Below are 19,333 nucleotides of genomic sequence, written 5' to 3' on the forward strand. Positions count from 1 at the left end.
GTTCGTTAAAGTGCTTACCCTTATACGATGTAACTTATTTATAAATCTGTATAGTGACTGTTACTTAATTCCAAATCCTTGTTGTATCTAATGGCACAAAGACTTCTTTTGTAGCTATTGCTTTGTGAATTAAGGGCTTTTTAAATTGTTCTTCTAATTCTCTTTTAAATATTTCTCTTCTTGTTTCTTTTGTGCTCATGTACTCTTTCTCATTCATATAACGTATCCTCACTTTCAAATGAATGTAGGAGTTAATTTTAGTGAATCTTGTTTCACTGTGACAAATGCATCGCCAACAATTAACGTGCGGTCATTTTCTCCAAAAAGGGACACATGACCAGGTGAATGCCCTGGTGTATGCACCCATTTGAAATCCTCTAATTAGGGCACTGTTCCATCTGCAGGGTAAGGTTTTAAATGACTTTCAATGTTAATTGGATCATTTGGGAACAGCGGAGAGAGTTTTGCGAGCATTCCTCCTTCTACTGTTGGATCTGCTTCTGGATACTGTTGGTCACCATTTAAATAAGGATGCTCTAAAGCATGAGCATAAACAGATACATCCCAATGCTGTAAAAGCTCAATAATCGATCCTACATGGTCAAAATGTCCGTGTGTTAAGATAATCGCTTTAGGCCGGCACCAGACCCGTACACGCGTTCACAGGCTTTAATAATAGCGGGCGCAGAGTTAGGCATTCCGGCATCTACTAAAACAAATTCGTTTTCATCAGGGTGGCCAATAAAGACTAAGTTAACGATCTTATTTGTATAACTGAACACATCAGGTACTACTTGAATACATACATCATCTGCAATCGATGTGCAGGAAGCGGTTTATAGTCGTCGCCATATGACATTTGTTTATCCATACTTTTAACCTCATTTAGAAAAATATTTAAAAACCCCTCTTAGTGTGTCTCCTGCATATAAAATTATCCTAATTATTTACAAGTGAAAAATCATAGAAAAAGCATCCTTTCTAAAATTAAGAAAGAATGCTTAAGATGGCTCTAATCAGTCTCTTATCCACGACCTTGCCATTTTTTCTTCATCCTTAGCAAAGTGGCGCATATCCATTTGAGTCATGTTGTCAGCTAGTTTTGATATATATTCAGCTAGGTTTGCATCACTGACTAGTGCATATTTCTCAATATCTGATAAATGCTCTTTCGCAAAGGCAAGACGATCATCTATGGCTGATAATTCGACTCCGGCCATCTCGTTTAAACGCACAAGAATCTTAATTTTACCATATTGGTTGATCACTGTTTTTAATTCATCAAGTACTTCCTTATTCTCTTCCTCCGTTAAGGTATCATCCACTTCATACTCAATAATGTTTTCTGTGCTTGTAGACAGTTTACGAATCATATACATTCCCTCCAAACTTTGTTTAAGTTGTTATTCCCTTTGCTCATAGTGGATAAACTTGGTGGAAATAGCAGGTTATATTTCATGTTTAACTCTTAGTTCATGCGGGAATTGTATGCATATCGATAAAATTGAGGAGTGTTAATAATGGATAGAAACGCACAAAAACAACATATACCAGAAGTAATGGAAAAAGGGATGCAGCATGCTCATGGGATTACACATGAAGAGTATGTAAATGATTTAGACAAGAAGATCGAAGTTGAAAAAGCACGTGAGGAAGATTATCGCAAGAATAAGGAACTTCAGAAACAATTAAATAACAATATTCCAAAATAGATAAAAAAGACAATCTTTAGCGGGATTGTCTTTTTTGACTATTATCTACCTCTTGTAAAAAAAGATTTAAAGTTTCAGTATATAAAGATGGCTGCTCCCTATGAACGAGGTGGTTAGCAAAAGGGATGATAGCAAGTTGTATGTTTGAATTCAGCTTTCTGAACGTTATGGCTGCTTCTATTTCATCGGATAACCCGTCACCAGCAATGCATAATGTCGGACAGGCGAGGCTTGCTACATTGTTCGTTTCGTGAAACGGATACCAATTCGGTGCTGTCCATGATTTAAATAAAGCACGCCAATCATTATTTACATGTATAGTATTTAAATAAGACACTGCTTCTGGGTCGTTTGAAAGTGATGTAAGATTTTCTTCTTCTTCCTTCAGTTGAGCTTCCCAATTTAGCGGCTTCTCTGGAAAGATCCCTGTGAATGTTAAGCTTCTAACTCTCTCAGGAAATTTGTTTGCAAAAATAAGCGCGGTCAACCCGCCTAGAGATACACCAGCTACATGGCACGTTTTTATTTCTAAATAATCTAACGTTTCTATTATGTCTTTAGCACAATAATCGAAATAATCACGCGATAATCTACCTGACTTCCCATGTCCTCTAAGGTCCGGCCTAATAACCTTATAATTACGTTGTGAGAAGTAAGCCGACTGCTCATCGTATTCTGTTTCGCCCGTCATCCCCCCAGAATGCAGCAATAACAGAGGGACTCCCTCACCACAAATTGTTGTATGTAAGATCATCGTTCTCGCTCCTTTTTAATAGCAGGCTCCCAGATTCGGGCAACTGTTTTCAATTCCTTCTTACAAAAGGTCAATTTAAAAATGTCCGGCATGTCAAGCGTCTTCCAAAATGAAAAATCGTATGATGTATCAAAATAATTCATCATTAATACCATGATGTTTCCGTGAGTTCCAATAACAATGTGTTTACCTTCATATGTATTCAATATTTTATTTAAGCTTGAGATGCCTCTTTTCTGGGCTTCTAGATTGGACTCTCCTCCTGGCCAAGAGAATGTTTCATCTCCCCATACCCTTTGAATAGCACGAGAAAAATCTTCAGCTGGTGTGGTCGTTAAAACGCGTTCACGGAAATTTTCCACTATCCCAATGCTTTTCCCCGTACATTCAGCAATCCCATTAACCGTTTGTATAGCCCGTTTATAAGGACTTGATAGGACAATATCAATTTTCTCTCCTTTTAAAACGTTCGTGACTTCCTTCGCATCCTCCATTCCTTGCTTTGATAAAGGACGACCTAACTCGTCTGTGGAATAGCTGGAATGAGCGTGGCGGACAAAATAGATGGTAGTCATAGAAGCCTCCCTTTTAAATGATCCCTTATAAATTTTACCATCAAAAGGTAATTTCCTGCATGAAAAACCGCTGCTTATAATAAAGAAGCTGTGGGTACTTCACTATGACTCTTGCCGGCCAAAAATATATAACCATTGCACAGTTATGCGAGGAAACAGGGTTATCAAAGGGGTTTATTAGCAATGTTGAACTAAAAATACGTCCCACCTTCTATTTAAACACTAAGTATTATTGCTGATTTTATAGCTGTACCGCTACCTTATATTTTGATACAGAAATACATAATTTGTTGTAAAGCAAAAAGGAGATAAGAAAGGGTATTCTTATCTCCTTTAGCGTTCTTAATGAATGATCTCACTAAGTGCTTGATCTAGCGTAGGATAGGTGAATGTAAAACCAGCCTGCTCTAGTCGCTCAGGAATGACCCATCTGCTCTTTAGGACGAGTTCGGTTTCAGTTCTGATAAGGATAGAACCTGCTTCTAGCATCCATTTAGGGGCAGGCAGACCAATCGGCGCATTGAGTTTCGTGCGTAATTGTTTCATCAACTCGTGATTGGTCACAGGCTCAGGTGCAGAACAGTTAAATACCCCGCTTAAATCTTCTCGCTCTCGTAAAAACTCTACAATCTGAAATAAATCATCTAGGTGAATCCAGCTAAACATTTGATCGCCAGTCCCTTGCACACCGCCGAGGCCAAATTTTACAAGGTTCAAGTAAGGGATCATGACTCCTCCGCCTTTTCCAAGAACAATCGCAATACGTAAGGCAATTTGACGAGTATGCGACAGCTGATAGGCGAAGAAAGTGTCTTCCCAAGTCGTTGCAACATCAACTGAAAACCCGGTGCCGATTTCGCCGTCTGCCTCTGTCATCGCTCGGTCCTCTGCATGGCGGTAAATAGTTGCTGTACTCGAGTTAATCCACAGTTTAGGAGGGGTTTCACATGAAAGTACGGCTTCGCCTAATGCTTTTGTTGTTTCGGTACGAGACTGCATAATAGCCTTTTTATTTACCTCGTTGTAACGGCAATTGACGGACTTCCCTGCTAAATTAATAAGTAATTCAGCGCCATCTATAGCTTCTTGCATTCGTTCTTTATCCTTCCAAGAAATATGTTCATTTTGTCTAGAAATAATATGTACGTCATAATCAAGCTCTTTATAAAGTTTGGCAAAATGCTGACCGATAAATCCTGTACCACCGGCTAAAACAACTTTCTTTTTCAAATGAATCTCTCCTATCAATGGTGATTTCCAAATAAGGTGGATGACCTGATGTGACTCCCATTATAAACCAATTGTAACGTTTCCGAAATATAATTGAAAAAAGCTTGCTAGAATCATAGAATCTAACAAGCTAAGAAAGAATAATCAAGTTTAATGCGGCTATGAATACAATGATCATTGCAAGCCTTTTAATAAGGTGATTTGGAAGCTTCTCAAACCACTTCATACCAAGTGATGTACCAATGCAAACACCAATAATCCCGATAAATATATAGATCATCATGTTGGAGTTGAAATCTCCATTTATCCCATGCAATGTAATCGTAGATAGGCTGGTAATGATCGTCATCAGCTGCAAATTAGCTTGATACTTATGTTTCTCGTTAAGATAGATCATTAAGAAATAGAAGACAAAAAATGGTCCGCCAACAGCAAAGATCCCGCCTATAAACCCACCTGAAAAACCTAATGATATTGGAATGAGGGGATGAATTCTCTGGTCAGGAGTTGTATTCTTTTTATTTAGAAGAAGGAAGATCACCATTCCGATTAAGAAAAAGCCTAAAACTTTCTTTAAACTATCCATTTCTCCGTATGTACTTAAGAAGAAAAAAGAGAAAACTCGACCAATCATGGCCGAGGCGATCAAAATACCTATTCCTTTTAAATCAATTGAACGATACACTTTGAAAATAATGCTTAATGCGGCAACTAATAAAAGCGTAACGACGATTAACGTACTTTCTTTAATGCTTAAGAAAAGGGGCAGAAACCCCATGACGACAAGTCCGAAGCCAAATCCGCTTGCTCCTTGAATAAAGCCTCCAACTAAGATAATAAGAAAAATAATGAGTAACTCAAAAAACATAGACACCGATCCTTGCTCGTTTGATTATCGTTATTACATAAATGTTGTTTCGACGTTTCTTGGAATCTCTTTTAAAGGTTTACCTTCTTTGTAGTATAGATCTGGATTTAAAATGACAAAGAATACATGCACATTCGCATACCCGTAATCCGTTAATTTTTGATTAATCATTGAAGCTAAAGAATCGTGGGTTTCTTGGTCCCGCTGAAACATAAAGATCTCGACCGAAGAAGGTGTTTCTGTAATCTGTACAACAGAAATAACTTCAATCTTCACCGTTTCTTTCGGCAGGTTTGCAATCAATGACATCTGATCTATTAAATAAGGTGCTGCGTGTCTTACAATATCGCTGTCAATTCCTTTAAACCGTAAAAATGGCATTATGCCTCTTCCTTTCAAACAGGATTACTAAACAAGTGGAGAGTTGCTAGCTTGTCTGCTCTACTATAATTACCTGGGTACGTAATAATATATCTAGATAATTGTATCATAGTTTGTCAGATCATGTCCCAAAAAAAGACACTTCCCAAACAGGAAGTGCAGCGTACCTATTAACGATGGTCAGGATACAATGTGTGTAGAAAATCTACGGATTGTTTAATTAAAGCTTTTAGCACATTCGTATCTATATCAGCTACTTTATTGATGTAAACACATGCTTTACCGGATGTATGCTTGCCGAATGATTCTAATAGCTTTTCGCGGTCTGGATCTCCTGTTGCAAAGTATAAACTTATTTTTGCTTTACGTGGAGAGAATCCAACAAGGGGTGCGTCGCCTTCATGACCTGTTTTATATGTATAATGATAAGACCCAAATCCAATAATACTTGAACCCCACATTTTTGCTTCAAAGCCTGTCGTTTCTGTGAAAAGATCTAATAATTGATAGGCGTCTTCACGTTTCTTAGGGCTTTCTACTTTTTCAATGAATTCTAAAACACTTGCATCATTTTCCTTTGTTTTAAGTTCATATGCCACCCGCAGCACCCCCGTCGTATATATTGTACTGATCATATCATGGTTTTGAGTGATGAAGAAATAAGCGATGTCTTTTGGACACCGCTACATAGATTATTTTTTAAATCTAATGGCAACAGCCCTTACAGGAGAGCCGTCACCCCCTTTTAGTTTTAAAGGTAAGGCCATAATAAATGGATCTAGAAAATCAATTGCTTCCAAGTTGGTTAAATTCTCTCCAATAATTCCATTCACGTTAGTAATTGCATCGTGCCCTGCAAAAGATGAGCCATCAGGAGGGTCAATATTTAACGCATCTATCAAAAATGTTCGAACACCGCTCTCTAGCAGCTTGTTTATTACTTCTAAATGAATGTACGGATGGTCAAAATATCTTTTTTCGTTTGCATACTTTGACCAGCCTGTTTTAAATAGAACAATGGTTCCAGATTTGATCTTAGGTAAATATCCAGCTACATCATCTAGCATAATTGCTTCTTTTTCTAATTTATGAGTTACATCAATGATGATTCCATTGCCAACGAAGCGGTTCAGGTCAATTTCATCAATCATCAACCCTTTTTCCTGAAAATGAAAAGGTGCGTCTACGTGAGTTCCGGTATGAGAGCCTATATCTAGATGCGAAACGTTATAGCCATCCTCCGAAATATTTGCTGCTGATTTAATTTTTGGAATAGGATCACCGGGATAAACAGGTGTATCTCCTTTAATTTCCATTGATAGATCCACAATTTCAACAACTTCTCGCAAAACCTTACTCCTCCTTTTTATGTCCCGTACAGATCTGTTCTACGCTCGTTTAGCATACTGAAAAATGTTTGCTTCAATTTTTCACGTTCATTAAAAAGCAGTTTAGCGTATAGAATGTCTTCTTGATTGTTTAATGATCTTGTAATAGCCTCTCCATCAGGTCCGTAAATGGCTGATTGACCAAAAAATTCTAGCTCGTCTGAGTTCCCAATATGGTTAACTGCCACTAAAAATACAGAGTTATCAATTGCTCTTGAGACACCAAAATGTTGAAAAGGTTTATCAAAAGGAACTTCCCAGGCACTAGGAGCAATCATAATATCCGCATCGTTAAGTGCATGCATGCGTGCTAATTCAGGAAAAGCTAAATCCCAGCAAATCATAAGCCCGATTTTCCCAATCTCTGTTTCAACGGTGACAACCTCATTACCAGCTGTAAAAAATTCCTTTTCAAGTTTAGTTAAATGAATCTTCCGATAATTCGCAATGCACCTGCCAGTTGGGGTGATTAATTGTATAGAGTTATAAATACGTTTATCTTCACCGAGCTCTACATACCCGAAAGCTAAATAAATCTTATGTTCAGCAGCTAAGCCGGCTACTTCTTTTAGTACTGGACTATCGTGAGTTAATGCTGCTTCCTTCACATGCTGAGATAGATAATATCCGGTTAATGAAAGTTCAGGAAACACGATTAATTGTACCTCTGGCTGTTTTTTGACGCATGAATTAATATGTTCTTTCATACTTTTGAGGTTTACGTGTATGTCCTGACTAAAACTTGTTTGAATAGCTGCAATTGTACATTCACTTTTCATACTTAAAGATTCACGCTCCTATCTGCATTCTGATCAACAGGCTGTTGGATTTGATTTGATACTCTCATACCAATCCAGTACACTGCACCTGAGAAAAAGAACGTTAGAATGGTAGATCCTATAAACAGTGGCTGCATATATGTGAAATAATAAGCAAACACGGCACCAAGAATATAGGCTGTATAAGCTACAAGATTAAATCCATTTTGATAACGGTATGTTCCCTTTCTATCTGAAACAATATCATCGGCATCGTAATTTCCCTTTTTTATGATAAAGAAGTCAACAAGAATAATGGCGAAGACGGGAATGAACAGCGTCGCTATCAAAAGAATGAAGTTAAAAAAGTTATTCATTAAAGCTTCTTGCAGCAAAGCTCCAATAACAGTAATGATCCCAATCGCTGCTACAGGTTTCCAGAAGGAGATCTTTGAGAACACGTTCATGAATGACATAGAAGCACTATATAATGCCATTACGTTGGTTGATACCACAGATAAAAAGACGACAATAGAAGCAACAAATCCAAATCCGTACGCCACTAGTAACAAGGTTGGGTCATATGTCTGCTCCATACCGGTTAAAATACTAAATCCACTCACTGTTGCTCCTAGTCCCATAGCAATTAAGGAAGCTAAAACGTAACCAAAGTAGGTCCCAGCCATCCCCGATTTTTCATCCTTAGCATAACGATTAAAGTCACATACCGTTGACATCCATGAAAAGGCAGTGGCTACAACGATATCAAATGCAATAATTGTGGTTAATTCAGGATTCGCGTTAAGCTGCATCGTAATAAGGGAAGTGACATCGTAAGTTGTAAATAACTTATAAAAGACAACAGTAGATAAAATTAGCATACCTATTGAAACGTACTTTTCTAAGCTCTCAACACCGCGATGACCGTAAATCGTAATGCCTACTACAAGCACTTGGGTCAGAATAACAAATAATACCACATTACTGTACCCTGTTGCATAGCTTACAGCGTAGTTTAAACTTAAACCTGCAAGATATGCTTGAATCCAGCTCCAGCCAATCAGGATAATAGTGTTTACTATTGAAGGTAGAATTGCTCCTTTTTGCCCAAAGGCAGCTCTTGTCATCACCATTGTTGATAATCCTGTTCGTGTTCCTATTTTCCCAGTCAATGCTAGAGGAATCGCACCTATGGCTGAACCGATGATAATTGCCCAAATGGCAGTTGACCAAGCAATATCAGGAACAAAAAACATTCCAGTTAAAACAGAAGTGATCACCACATTTGCCGCTAGCCATAGGGCAAATGTGGAGAAAAAGGACATCGTACGATCGCTTTTTTGTGTTGGTTGAATACTATCATTGCCGAACTGGTTTACTAATGTACTCATTGAGCAGCTCCCCCAATTTTCGAATTTTTAAGAACTGTACCAACCTAGCTTATTTACTTGTTGTGTGACATTTATATGTTTAGGCTCAGAATAAGAGGCTAGCCCTTGTGGTCCTAGTTCTCTGCCTAATCCGCTTTGCTTAAACCCTCCCCAAGGTGCATTTACAAACGGTGTATGATAGCTGTTGATCCAAATTGTCCCTGCTTGAATACGAGCAGCAACCCGTTCGGCTCGAACAACGTCTGCACTTAGGACGCCTGCAGCTAAACCAAATTTTGTACCATTAGCAAGAGAAATGGCTTCAGCTTCGGTTTTAAATGTTTGAATGACACAAAAAGGTCCGAATACTTCTTCCTGTACAATATCCATCTCACTAGTGACATCTGTAACAATAACAGGTGTCATGTAATATCCTTTCTCTTTTATGCGCTTTCCGCCGGTAACTAAAGTTGCGCCTTCTTTAAGGCCCGTTTGTATATAGGATTCAACTTTTTTAAGATGATTTTCTGACACCAAGGGACCCATTTCTGTATCATCCAGAAGCGGGTCACCTAAAGATATATTTTTAGTCATTTCAACTAGTTTCTCTAACAAGGCTGGGTAGATCTTCTCTTCTACTAGAATTCGAGAAGAAGCTACACATACTTCCCCTTGATTAAAAAAAGCACCAAATATTGCCCATTCAACAGCAAGGTTAAGTTCAGCATCATCAAAAATAAGCAAAGGTGATTTTCCACCAAGCTCAAGTGACACTCTTTTAAACGTACGAGAACATTGTTCATTAATGGCTTTTCCAGTTTCTGTCCCGCCAGTAAAAGAAATCTTGCTAACATTTTGGTGGATCACAAGTTTTTCTCCTACCGCTTTTCCGTCACCTAGCAATAAATTGAACACACCTTCAGGCATACCGGATTCATCAATAATTTCTGTCATTTTAATCATTGATAACGGAGTCACTTCTGAAGGTTTAAAGACAATGGTATTCCCAGCTGCAAGAGCAGGAGCAATTTTCCACATTCCAAGAAGCAAAGGGAAATTCCAAGGAACGATTAAAGCACATACACCGATAGGCACGTTCCTAACTTGACTGATAGACCCGTCCCACTGCGTAATTTCTTCTGCTTTTTGTTGTTTAATTAACTGGGCATAATATCTTAAGCACCCAACCGTATCTTCTATATCAAGACGTGCTTCACGAATCGGTTTTCCGGTGTTTTCTGTTTCAATTACAGCGAATTCTTCTGATTGCGTTTCTAATTTATCAGCTATCTTTTGCAATGTCTTAGCACGAAGTAGTGGATCACTGTTCCAAATGCCTTGATCAAAAGCTGCTTGTGCGGCATCTACCGCTTGGTTTACTTGCTTGCTAGAAGCTTCATAGACGGTTTCGAGTATTTCTTCGGTAGAAGGATTGATTATATCTCGTTTGTATCCTTCTCCGGTTAACCACTTTCCGTTAATAAAATTTTGTTGTTTCAAAGTACTTCCACCTTTCTACTCCTTCACTATTCCTGCTTCTATCTTGCTCTCCTGCTGTTCTCGCTTCTTTTTTAATGCCACTAAAGACATCATTTCGTGTGCAACTGCTGAAGCCATAACCGCAGTGACTTCCCCGCTGTCATAGGTTGGGAGTACTTCAACTAAATCGAATCCGACTATATTCAACCCATTTAATTTACGAACGCATTCCAGTGCTTCGTAATTGGTCGCACCGCATACTTCAGGAGTGCCGGTTCCAGGAGCATAGGCTGGATCGACAAAATCTATATCAAAAGATACAAATAGCGGCGCATCACCTACTCGTTTATGCACTCTTTTTATTGTTTCTGCGTAACCGATTTGGCGGAACTCCTGCATGGTTATAACTTCAAAACCTAGATCACGTGTTTCGTTCATATCATCAGGACCGTATAACGAGCCTCGCATTCCAACCATGATTGAATGTTCAACATCAATCAGCCCTTCTTCTACAGCGCGTCTAAACGGTGTCCCGTGCATGTATTTTTCGCCGTAATAGTGATCCCAGGTATCGGCATGTGCATCAAACAGTACTAGAGCTACAGGCCCATATTTTTCTGCAAAGGCACGCAGGTGGCCAAGACTGATAGAGTGATCGCCGCCTAGTATAATTGGTGTAATATTATGCTGAAGGATGGGACGAAGCTCATTTTGAATCGCCTCATATGTGCGATGAACATTTCCTGGTACAACGTTCACATCTCCATAGTCCACTCCCGATGCATAATCAAAAATATTAATATCTTGATCTGGGTTGTATGGTCTAAGCAGCACTGAAAAATCTCGAATATGCTGCGGACCTAATCTTTGCCCTGTGCGAAATGATGCAGCTGTGTCAAAAGGAACACCTAAAATAACAAAGTCTACATTTTCTGTCGTTTTAATTGCCTCAAGTCTCATAAATGTGCGCACTCCGCAAAAGCGAGGTGACTGAGAAGAATCTTTTGGTTGGTACATAGGTTTAGTCATCGAATAACCTCCTGCTATCATTAAAAAAGTTTGATACTATCTTTTAATTGCAAGACCTGTGCCAGTTTCATTTCATTGTAAAACATACAAGAAAAGCCCATTTAATTCATTATTGAATTAAATGGGCTGAATTTAAGTTTTTTATGAATTAAGATGCATTTTTGAATTAAGATTGTATTTATGGAGCTTTCTCACAACAGTTGATTGGCTTAATCTAAGAAGTTCAGCCATTTCATACGTCGTCTTGCATTGTTTTAAAGCATGTTCAAGCCAATGTTTTTCTACTTGCGCCATTGCTTCTTTATAGGTGGAGGCGTTGATTGCCTCATTGGATTGACTGGCTGTAGCCTCCTCCATTGAGTTATGCTGCTGCTTGTGAATCAGAATCGGCAAATCACTTATTTCAATACGGTCCTTCTCTGAGGTAAGCACCAATCGTTCCATTGTATTTTCTAATTCACGCACATTTCCTGGCCAGTCGTAGGCAAGTAATTCATCGAGCGCAAGTGCTTGAAGATGCTTATGTACATTGTATTTTTTATTAAAGCTGTGGAGGTAGTGCTGAATTAATAGTAGAATATCATCTTTTCTTTTGCGCAGCGGCGGGATTTCGATCGGTATGACATGAAGCCTGTAGTATAGATCTTGCCTGAATGAACCGCTTCTGACCATTTCATCTAAGTTTTGATTAGTTGAGGCAATCAGCCTGAAATCAATTTTATGAGGTTTTAATCCGCCCACTCGTGTGACAGTCTTTTCTTGCAGCACTTTTAAGAGTTTCGCTTGCATAGATAAAGGTAATTCCCCAATTTCATCAAGAAATAATGTGCCGCCGTCTGCTAATTCAATCATGCCGGGCTTGCCTTTTTTATGTGCTCCGGTAAATGAACCCGATTCATACCCGAACATTTCTGATTCAAATAACGCTTCAGGTATGGCGCTGCAATTTACTTCAATGAAAGGCTTTGAAGCTCGGCTGCTGCCACTATGAAGCGACTTCGCAAATACATTTTTCCCAACGCCTGATTCCCCTAAAAATACGACAGTTGCTTCTGAATCAGATACTCTTTTAACAAGCTCCCATACGCGTTTGATTGCTTTACTTTTTAAGATGACATTACGATCTTGTCCTTCTTTCTCAAGCAGCTCTTCTATCTGTGATTCGTATAGCCCCATTTTCTCCTGCAGCGTATGGTAGTTTTCTCTCAGCTCTTCAATTTCAGTTAAATCGTATGAAAAACTGATGACACGAATGAGTGCTCCGTTCTCATTAAACACCGGCACTCCTGTTGCAAGCACCGTTCGTTCTCCTTTTGTATGCTGAAGCACTTGGCATTCTTTTTTTTCTTCTAATACTTTTACCGTAATTGAAGGGGAAAAGATGTCTTCTTTTTCAAGATCATATACAGAGCGGCCTAGGATCTGGTTAAACTCTACGCCATATATATCAAGACAATTAGGGCTAGCCTTCAACACATTGCCATCCCCGTCTGTAATAACAATATTGTCCTTTGACCCTTTTAAAATTGCCTGTAACTCTATCTCAACGAAGTTATTTCCTGAATCCATAGAAAACCTTCCCTTCTAGGAGTTTGTACCATCAAATATATCATTTTTTGTGCTGGATTGTGCTGGTTAAGAGTGTTTTTGCGTCTGTTCAGTCAAGATTTACGTTACTTCTATTCGGAATTGGATTTATTGCTGAGAGAATTAACTTCTTTCAAAAAATGATTGCGTCAGTTGCCTCATAATTGCGCCGATCTTTACACAAACAAAAAATGGCGGGCATCTGCGCCCGCCATACCTAGCTTAATAGTTATGATTGAAAACGATCAATTTTTGCTCGGTCATTTCTTCGATCGCATATTTTACGCCTTCGCGGCCAACGCCACTTTCTTTGACACCGCCATAAGGCATATGGTCGACTCTGAATGTTGGAATATCATTAATCATCACACCGCCGACATGGATCTTTTTTGTCGCTGCAAAAGCGGTATGAATGTTTTCTGTATAAATACCAGCTTGCAGACCGTATTTAGAGTTGTTAACCTCATCGATTGCCTCATCAATGGATGTCACTTTGTTAATATGAACGATCGGTGCAAACACTTCCTGGCACGATACTTTCAATTCATTTCCTGCATGGAGCAGGACGGTAGGATAAAGAATATTCCCTTCTGCTTCTCCTCCGCAAGCAACCTCGGCCCCGTTTTCCTTCGCTTCCTCAATCCAGCTTAGAGCACGCTTGACATCTTTCGGGCTGATAAGAGCTGATACGTCCGTTTGGTCATCTAATGCGTCACCGACGGTTAACTTCTTAGTCTCTTGAACAAACTTTTCAACAAACTCCTCATACACTTCATCCATTACATAGATACGCTGCAAGGAAATACACACCTGGCCTTGGAAAGCAAAGGCTCCAGAAACGGCACGAGAGATGATTTTATCTATATCTACGTTTTTATCAATAATGACAGCTGCATTTGAGCCTAGCTCGAGCGTGACCTTCTTAAGACCCGCCTTATTACGAATGCCTATTCCTACTTCAGGGCTTCCGGTGAAGGAGATCTTTTTCACACGGTCATCTGTAACAAGTTTTTCACCGACTAAAGCTCCGCTCCCCGTAACAATATTTAATGCCCCTTTCGGAAGACCTGCTTCTTCAAAAAGGTCTGCTAGAAACAGTGAGGATAGTGGTGTTTGACCTGCAGGCTTAAGGACAACTGCGTTTCCTGATGCAATTGCTGGACCTACTTTATGGGCAACAAGGTTCATTGGGAAGTTAAAGGGAGTAATAGCTGCGACAACCCCAAGTGGTTCACGTACCGTATAGGCTGTTCTCCCTTCGCCGCCTTCTTGAGCATCTAGCGGCAAGGTTTCACCGTGAATCCGTTTCGCTTCCTCAGCCGAGAATTTGTAGGTCGCAATGGTTCTTGCCACTTCAGCACGGGCCGTTTTAATCGGCTTTGCTGCTTCAAGTGCAATCAATTGAGCTGCCTCTTCTTTACGCTCTTCTAATTTTATTGCAGCTCTTTCTAAAATGGCTGCCCGTTTGTGACTAGCGAGTTCAGCCATTTCTTTGCTCGCTTTTTCAGCCGCTTCAATAGCTGCCTCTACCTGTTCTTCATTAGCTGATGCAATGTCTGCAATCTTTTCTCCCGTATAAGGAGAGGATAATTCTGTATAGGAATGTCCTTCCACCCATTGACCATTTATATATAGATGCTTTTTCACCTTGATCCCTCGCTTTTTTAATTATTGTATTATGGATGTCTCTACTGCTTTGATTGCTTCATGTAATATGCTTATCATGTCATTGATTTGCTCTTTTGTGATAATTAATGGAGGAGAGAAAACGAGAGTATCCTGTCCGTTAAAGACAACCGAACGCAGAATCAATCCACGCTTTGCGGCTTCCGTAACAACCATAGGTGCTAGCGGCTGCGGAAATCTATCTCCTTTTTCTTTATCTTTCATAAACTCAATCGCACCCATTAAGCCGAGCGCACGGACATCACCAATACTTTCAAAAGTATCCTGCAAGTTTTTAAATCCATTTAACATCTCTACACCCATTTGGCTTGAATTAGCTATCAAATTTTCACGCTCAATGATCTCGAGGTTCCGAAGAGCGACTGCACATGCTACTGGATGCCCGCTGTACGTATACCCGTGAAGGAGAGTGCCAGTTGAGAGCTTTGTAAAGTCTTCATGCATACGGCTTGAGATCATAACCCCGCCAAGCTGGGCATAACCGCTTGTGACTCCCTTTGCAAAACACATCATATCAGGAGCAACATCATAATGATCCATTCCAAAATACGTACCTGTGCGCCCGAATCCTGTAATAACTTCATCTGTAATAAACAAAATTCCGTACTCATCACAGATCTCTCTCACCGCTTTAAAGTATTCTTTTGTTGCGATATGAAGACCGCCTGCTCCTTGAACCGGTTCAGAAATAAAGGCCGCAATCGTCTCTGGCCCCTCTGACTCAATCACCTGTCTTAACGCTTCAGATGACATATGATCGGCATAATGAAAGTCTGGAGCAAGTGAGTTTGTAAAATCACGAAAAGCTTGAATTCCTGTGGCACTTGTTGCTCCCATAGCCACACCATGATAGGAATGTGTCCGTGAAATGATTTTTTTACGCTTAGGCTCGCCTTTTAATATCCAGTAATGTCTTGCCAGCTTGTAGGCCGTATCATTTGATTCTGAGCCCCCAGAAGTGAAAAAGGTGGCAGTTAGATCTCCTGGAGCAATTTCTGCAAGCTTTGCTGAAAGCCTGATAGCTGGTTCGTTACTGAATGTCGCAAAAGAGGAACTAAACGCTAATGTCGACATTTGTTTACTTGCTACCTCACTAATTTCACTGCGTCCATGACCGATATTGACATTCCATAAAGAAGACATTCCGTCGATGACTTTTTGGTCTGACATATCTGTTAAATAAATTCCCTCGCCTTTTGTGAATATAAAAGCAGGACCATGCTCTTGCTGTGCGCCAATTGGTGAAGTAGGGTGTAAATAATGTTTCTTATCCAATTCACGAAGCTCTTCGATTTTACTTGTTTGTTGTGACATCACAAACACTCCCCTTTATCTGCAATTCTTCTTGTACCTAAATATAGTGCAAAGTTTGTGCCAATTTTAAATGCTTGGTAAATCAAGAGTTTGTGCCTGATTGATTTAATATTAGATCGGATAAGTTGAAATACGATTAAAATATTAATCGAAAGAGTGTGTTTGATTTATCGTTAAATTAATTGATACAAAAAAAGACAAGTGTTCAACTTGTCTTCTACCTCTTGTCATTCAAATCAATTTCTTTAATCACACGTGCAGGATTGCCACCTGCAATCACATTGTCAGGAACATCTTTTGTGACAACCGCTCCGGCTGCGATCACCGCATTGTCACCAATCGTAATTCCGGGATTGATGATCGCACTGCCGCCAATCCAAACGTTATCTCCAATTGTGACAGGCTTACCGTACTCTGGACCTTTGATCCGTTCAAATGGATTAATTGGATGAGTGGCTGTGTAAATATGTACCCCTGGTGCAAGCATGCAGTTGTTACCGAAACGAACTTCACATACATCCAAGATGACACAGTCAAAATTAGCGAAAAAGTGGTTGCCAACGTGAATATTATAGCCGTAATCACATCTGAAATTAGGCTCCATATATATATCGTCACCGGTCGATCCAAATAAATTTTTGATGGCTTGGATGCGCTTTTCATACTGTGACTCAGTCGTTTCGTTAAACATTCGAGTTAAATATCTTGCCTGCTCACGGTCTCGCATGAGTTCTGGGTCCCAAGGTTCGTAAAGTTCACCGTCTATCATCTTTTGTTTCTCCGTTTTCATCCCATACCCCTCCGTTAGTCCTCTACTGTTATGATCCTGCTGATTCCTTCACTTACATGAACTTCTTTCCCTTCCTTACTATAATGAAAAGAAGGCTCAGCAATCAACTCATACACGCCCGGCGGCAACATGAGATCCTCATCAGCAAAGAAATCTTCCCAAAATTCATTTTCTTTGGAGTCTGCATCCCATGCCCCTGTTTTAACAAAATCCTCTCTGTGCGGTATGTCTTTTGTTAAGGTGGTATAGAGTAGTGGCAACACCATTGCTCCCTCAAGCTCAAAATCACCATCCAACGGCTTAATATGATTGTAATAGATCCTTCCGCCATGCCCTATCACTATTTCCTCTTTTTCACCCACATACATACTCTCTGTCCATGCTTTGATGACTTCCCCTTCCTGATAAACCTCTTTATCTGTATAGATGGTATACCTGATTTCTTCTGTTTGTTTTTCTGAATGAACAAACGTTCGCTCCTCTAGTTCTCTCTCAACATCAACCTTATGAGTGCCACACGCAGTAAGCAAAGTAACGGCTGATATAACCATTAAAAGTTTCATCTAGAACCCACCTTTCTTTATCTTGCTACTAGAAATGAGACGAAGGAAATTTATAGAAGGTTTCAAGGAGAACCATCTATTACAATCTTGAAAAAATAAATGATTTGTTAAAAGACAATCAACTTGATCAAGTTCAACAAGTAAAGTCTGTAGGTATATTTATTACAACATCAGCGAAGAAAAAGATTCCAGAGCATGTGAAGCTTAATAAAAAAATCCAGTATGAGTACACGGCTCATGAGCGGCAAAAATTAATTTTAATCCTACTCTTTACCAGCTATGAACCTATTTATGTGAAAGACCTAATAACGGTAACTAAAGCTAGCAGGAATTCTTGCTTAAATGATTTGAAAGCGATTAAACAGCAGGCTAGGCAATATCGCCTTACGATCAATTATGAGCGAAGTAAAGGTTACTATATCCATGGACCGGAATTTGAACTTCGAAAATGGTTTGTGAATGCTTTTACTTTTCAAAAAGATAATGATTTTTCCACAGAATTGATGTCTATTTGGAAGGAAGCAAATCCATGTTTAATAGAAACAGTTGAGCATAATGTTCAGTTGTTGCAAGTACTTCAAAACGATTTAGATGTGCAGTTAAATCCAGAATCTATTGAAGAGCTAACATGGCATATAGCATTTTTCTTAGAGAGAATGAAGCAAGGGGAATATGTCTTTTTAACAAAAGATGAAAAATTGGCTTTAGAGAATAATCGTGCTTACAAAGGAGCAGAACTTCTTAGTCAAGAACTATTCAACTCGAACCAACTGTCGGTCCCTGAGGATGAAATTTATTATTTGACCATCTTCTTGTTGAGTTTACGATCGCTCTCTGACAGTCCAATGAGTACTGTAAATGGGCTTGAAGACGTCGTAAGAAAAATGGTGATTGATTTTCAAAGGTATGCATGTATTGAGTTTGAGCACTTCAGAGCGGTTGAAGAGAATCTTTTAATTCATATCAGGCCAGCCTTTTATCGGTTAAAATATGGGATTTCAGCTAAGAACCCTCTAACGAAATCGATAAAAGAGAAATATGGAGATGTCTTTGAACTGACAAAAAAAGTCCTTCCTCATTTAGAACGCTTTGTAGGCGCAGCCATTAATGATGATGAAGCAGCTTACATCACGATGCACTTTGGGGGATGGATGAGAAAAGAAGGAAGTCAGCCAGCTGAAAGAAAACATGCGTTGATTGTATGTTCAAGCGGTATTGGAACTTCTCAGATCTTGAAAAGTCAGTTAGAAACCTTATTTTCAACACTTGATTTTGAAGTAGTGACTTCAATAGAAGAATCTATAACAAATGCCGATCTGATTTTTACGACAGTTTCACTGCAGAAGCAAACGGTTCTTGCTGGGGTAGGTATGTTACTCGCTGAAATCATTCCTGCCTTTAAAGGGATTGCTGATAAAATTGTTCCAAATGCAAAACCTGCTTTGGATGCACCTGTTGTTTTTCCGTTTGCACCTAATGCAGTAATTATCGGTTTCCTCTTTAGTTTTCTTGCAGGACTCGGAAGTATGTTCATCTTACCAGTATTCGGTCTTGCTTTAATCGTGCCCGCTTAGTCCCTCACTTCTTTACAGGAGCCGCTGCCGGAGTTTTCGGTAATGCAATGGGCGGCCGTCGCGGTGCGATCTTAGGAGCGGTCACAAACGGTATTCTTATTAGTTTCTTACCTGCCCTCTTACTACCAGTCCTTGGTTCTATAGGATTTGAAGGAACAACATTCGGTGATTCTGATTTCGGAGTTGTAGGAATTCTACTAGGTTGGTTAATGAGTTTGTTTAATTAATATTTAATAAAGTTTAAAAAAATCGGGCTGTCCCAATAGGTCATTAAA

The 19,333-nt window shown here is 39.4% G+C and carries 19 protein-coding genes and 3 pseudogenes; 3 read left to right on the forward strand and 19 right to left on the reverse strand.

The genetic code is table 11. The annotated features are described in order from the left end of the window. Positions 1-64 precede the first annotated feature (64 nt). The 3 genes and pseudogenes from A33I_RS21045 to A33I_RS04860 form a co-directional block, all read right to left on the reverse strand. Complete coding sequence (locus A33I_RS21045) at positions 65-217, reverse strand: hypothetical protein (protein WP_022627340.1); 153 nt, start codon at positions 215-217, stop codon at positions 65-67. Between the two features lie 41 nt (positions 218-258). Further along, positions 259-871, reverse strand: a pseudogene (locus A33I_RS20165) (MBL fold metallo-hydrolase); the annotation flags it as partial. Positions 872-1,016: 145 nt separating this feature from the next. Next, positions 1,017-1,373 (reverse strand): SpoIIAA family protein, encoded by a 357-nt coding sequence (locus A33I_RS04860; protein ID WP_022627343.1) that lies wholly within the window; start codon positions 1,371-1,373, stop codon positions 1,017-1,019. A 147-nt stretch (positions 1,374-1,520) separates the two neighbouring features. Here A33I_RS04860 and A33I_RS21050 point away from each other — a divergent pair, with 147 nt between their 5' ends. After that, positions 1,521-1,712 carry a YuzK family famiily protein gene (locus A33I_RS21050; RefSeq protein ID WP_012958650.1) on the forward strand — a complete coding sequence of 64 codons (192 nt, stop codon included), beginning with the start codon at positions 1,521-1,523 and terminating at the stop codon, positions 1,710-1,712. Between the two features lie 16 nt (positions 1,713-1,728). Here the strand turns inward: A33I_RS21050 and A33I_RS04870 are convergent, their stop codons facing one another. The 16 genes from A33I_RS04870 to A33I_RS04945 form a co-directional block, all read right to left on the reverse strand. Next, positions 1,729-2,466, reverse strand: coding sequence for an alpha/beta fold hydrolase (locus A33I_RS04870; protein ID WP_022627344.1), 738 nt, complete (start codon positions 2,464-2,466; stop codon positions 1,729-1,731). Then, positions 2,463-3,041 (reverse strand): histidine phosphatase family protein, encoded by a 579-nt coding sequence (locus A33I_RS04875; protein ID WP_022627345.1) that lies wholly within the window; start codon positions 3,039-3,041, stop codon positions 2,463-2,465. Before A33I_RS04875 ends, A33I_RS04870 begins: the two co-directional genes overlap by 4 nt. Positions 3,042-3,383: 342 nt before the next feature. After that, complete coding sequence (locus A33I_RS04880; RefSeq protein ID WP_022627346.1) at positions 3,384-4,271, reverse strand: TIGR01777 family oxidoreductase; 888 nt, start codon at positions 4,269-4,271, stop codon at positions 3,384-3,386. A gap of 130 nt (positions 4,272-4,401) precedes the next feature. Next, the gene (locus A33I_RS04885) at positions 4,402-5,139 is read right to left on the reverse strand and encodes a sulfite exporter TauE/SafE family protein (protein ID WP_022627347.1); all 738 of its coding nucleotides are present in this window, start codon (positions 5,137-5,139) and stop codon (positions 4,402-4,404) included. Positions 5,140-5,172: 33 nt separating this feature from the next. Continuing rightward, positions 5,173-5,520: a DUF1904 family protein gene (locus A33I_RS04890; protein ID WP_012958655.1), complete on the reverse strand. Its 348-nt coding sequence runs from the start codon at positions 5,518-5,520 to the stop codon at positions 5,173-5,175. A gap of 170 nt (positions 5,521-5,690) precedes the next feature. Further along, positions 5,691-6,155: a DUF1801 domain-containing protein gene (locus tag A33I_RS04895; RefSeq protein ID WP_051320803.1), complete on the reverse strand. Its 465-nt coding sequence runs from the start codon at positions 6,153-6,155 to the stop codon at positions 5,691-5,693. 57 nt (positions 6,156-6,212) lie between these two features. Then, positions 6,213-6,836 (reverse strand): cyclase family protein, encoded by a 624-nt coding sequence (locus A33I_RS04900; RefSeq protein ID WP_031311422.1) that lies wholly within the window; start codon positions 6,834-6,836, stop codon positions 6,213-6,215. Positions 6,837-6,886: 50 nt separating this feature from the next. Further along, positions 6,887-7,687 (reverse strand): carbon-nitrogen hydrolase family protein, encoded by an 801-nt coding sequence (locus tag A33I_RS04905; protein ID WP_022627350.1) that lies wholly within the window; start codon positions 7,685-7,687, stop codon positions 6,887-6,889. Positions 7,688-7,689: 2 nt separating this feature from the next. Beyond that, positions 7,690-9,057 carry a purine-cytosine permease family protein gene (locus A33I_RS04910; protein WP_022627351.1) on the reverse strand — a complete coding sequence of 456 codons (1,368 nt, stop codon included), beginning with the start codon at positions 9,055-9,057 and terminating at the stop codon, positions 7,690-7,692. 27 nt (positions 9,058-9,084) lie between these two features. Beyond that, on the reverse strand, positions 9,085-10,536 hold the full coding sequence (locus A33I_RS04915; RefSeq protein WP_022627352.1) for an aldehyde dehydrogenase family protein: 1,452 nt from the start codon (positions 10,534-10,536) through the stop codon (positions 9,085-9,087). 15 nt (positions 10,537-10,551) lie between these two features. Continuing rightward, entirely contained in the window at positions 10,552-11,532 is a 981-nt protein-coding gene (gene speB, locus A33I_RS04920; protein WP_031311423.1) for an agmatinase, read from the reverse strand. A 153-nt stretch (positions 11,533-11,685) separates the two neighbouring features. After that, on the reverse strand, positions 11,686-13,113 hold the full coding sequence (locus A33I_RS04925) for a sigma-54 interaction domain-containing protein (protein ID WP_022627354.1): 1,428 nt from the start codon (positions 13,111-13,113) through the stop codon (positions 11,686-11,688). Between the two features lie 240 nt (positions 13,114-13,353). Then, positions 13,354-14,778 (reverse strand): aldehyde dehydrogenase family protein, encoded by a 1,425-nt coding sequence (locus tag A33I_RS04930; RefSeq protein ID WP_083477589.1) that lies wholly within the window; start codon positions 14,776-14,778, stop codon positions 13,354-13,356. A gap of 21 nt (positions 14,779-14,799) precedes the next feature. Further along, a complete protein-coding gene (locus A33I_RS04935) occupies positions 14,800-16,131 on the reverse strand; it encodes an aminotransferase family protein (RefSeq protein ID WP_022627356.1) in 1,332 nt (443 codons plus the stop codon). Between the two features lie 217 nt (positions 16,132-16,348). Beyond that, a complete protein-coding gene (locus tag A33I_RS04940; protein WP_022627357.1) occupies positions 16,349-16,921 on the reverse strand; it encodes a sugar O-acetyltransferase in 573 nt (190 codons plus the stop codon). A 14-nt stretch (positions 16,922-16,935) separates the two neighbouring features. Next, the gene (locus tag A33I_RS04945; RefSeq protein ID WP_022627358.1) at positions 16,936-17,484 is read right to left on the reverse strand and encodes a hypothetical protein; all 549 of its coding nucleotides are present in this window, start codon (positions 17,482-17,484) and stop codon (positions 16,936-16,938) included. A 503-nt stretch (positions 17,485-17,987) separates the two neighbouring features. Here A33I_RS04945 and A33I_RS21240 point away from each other — a divergent pair. Both A33I_RS21240 and A33I_RS04950 read left to right on the forward strand, forming a co-directional pair. Beyond that, positions 17,988-18,620: pseudogene (locus tag A33I_RS21240) on the forward strand (BglG family transcription antiterminator); the annotation flags it as partial. Between the two features lie 15 nt (positions 18,621-18,635). Next, positions 18,636-19,285, forward strand: a pseudogene (locus A33I_RS04950) (PTS sugar transporter subunit IIB domain-containing protein). Positions 19,286-19,333 lie beyond the last annotated feature (48 nt).

The sequence above is a fragment of the Alkalihalophilus marmarensis DSM 21297 genome (genome assembly GCF_000474275.2).
GTDB classification, from domain to species: Bacteria; Bacillota; Bacilli; order Bacillales; family Bacillaceae_D; genus Alkalihalophilus; species Alkalihalophilus marmarensis.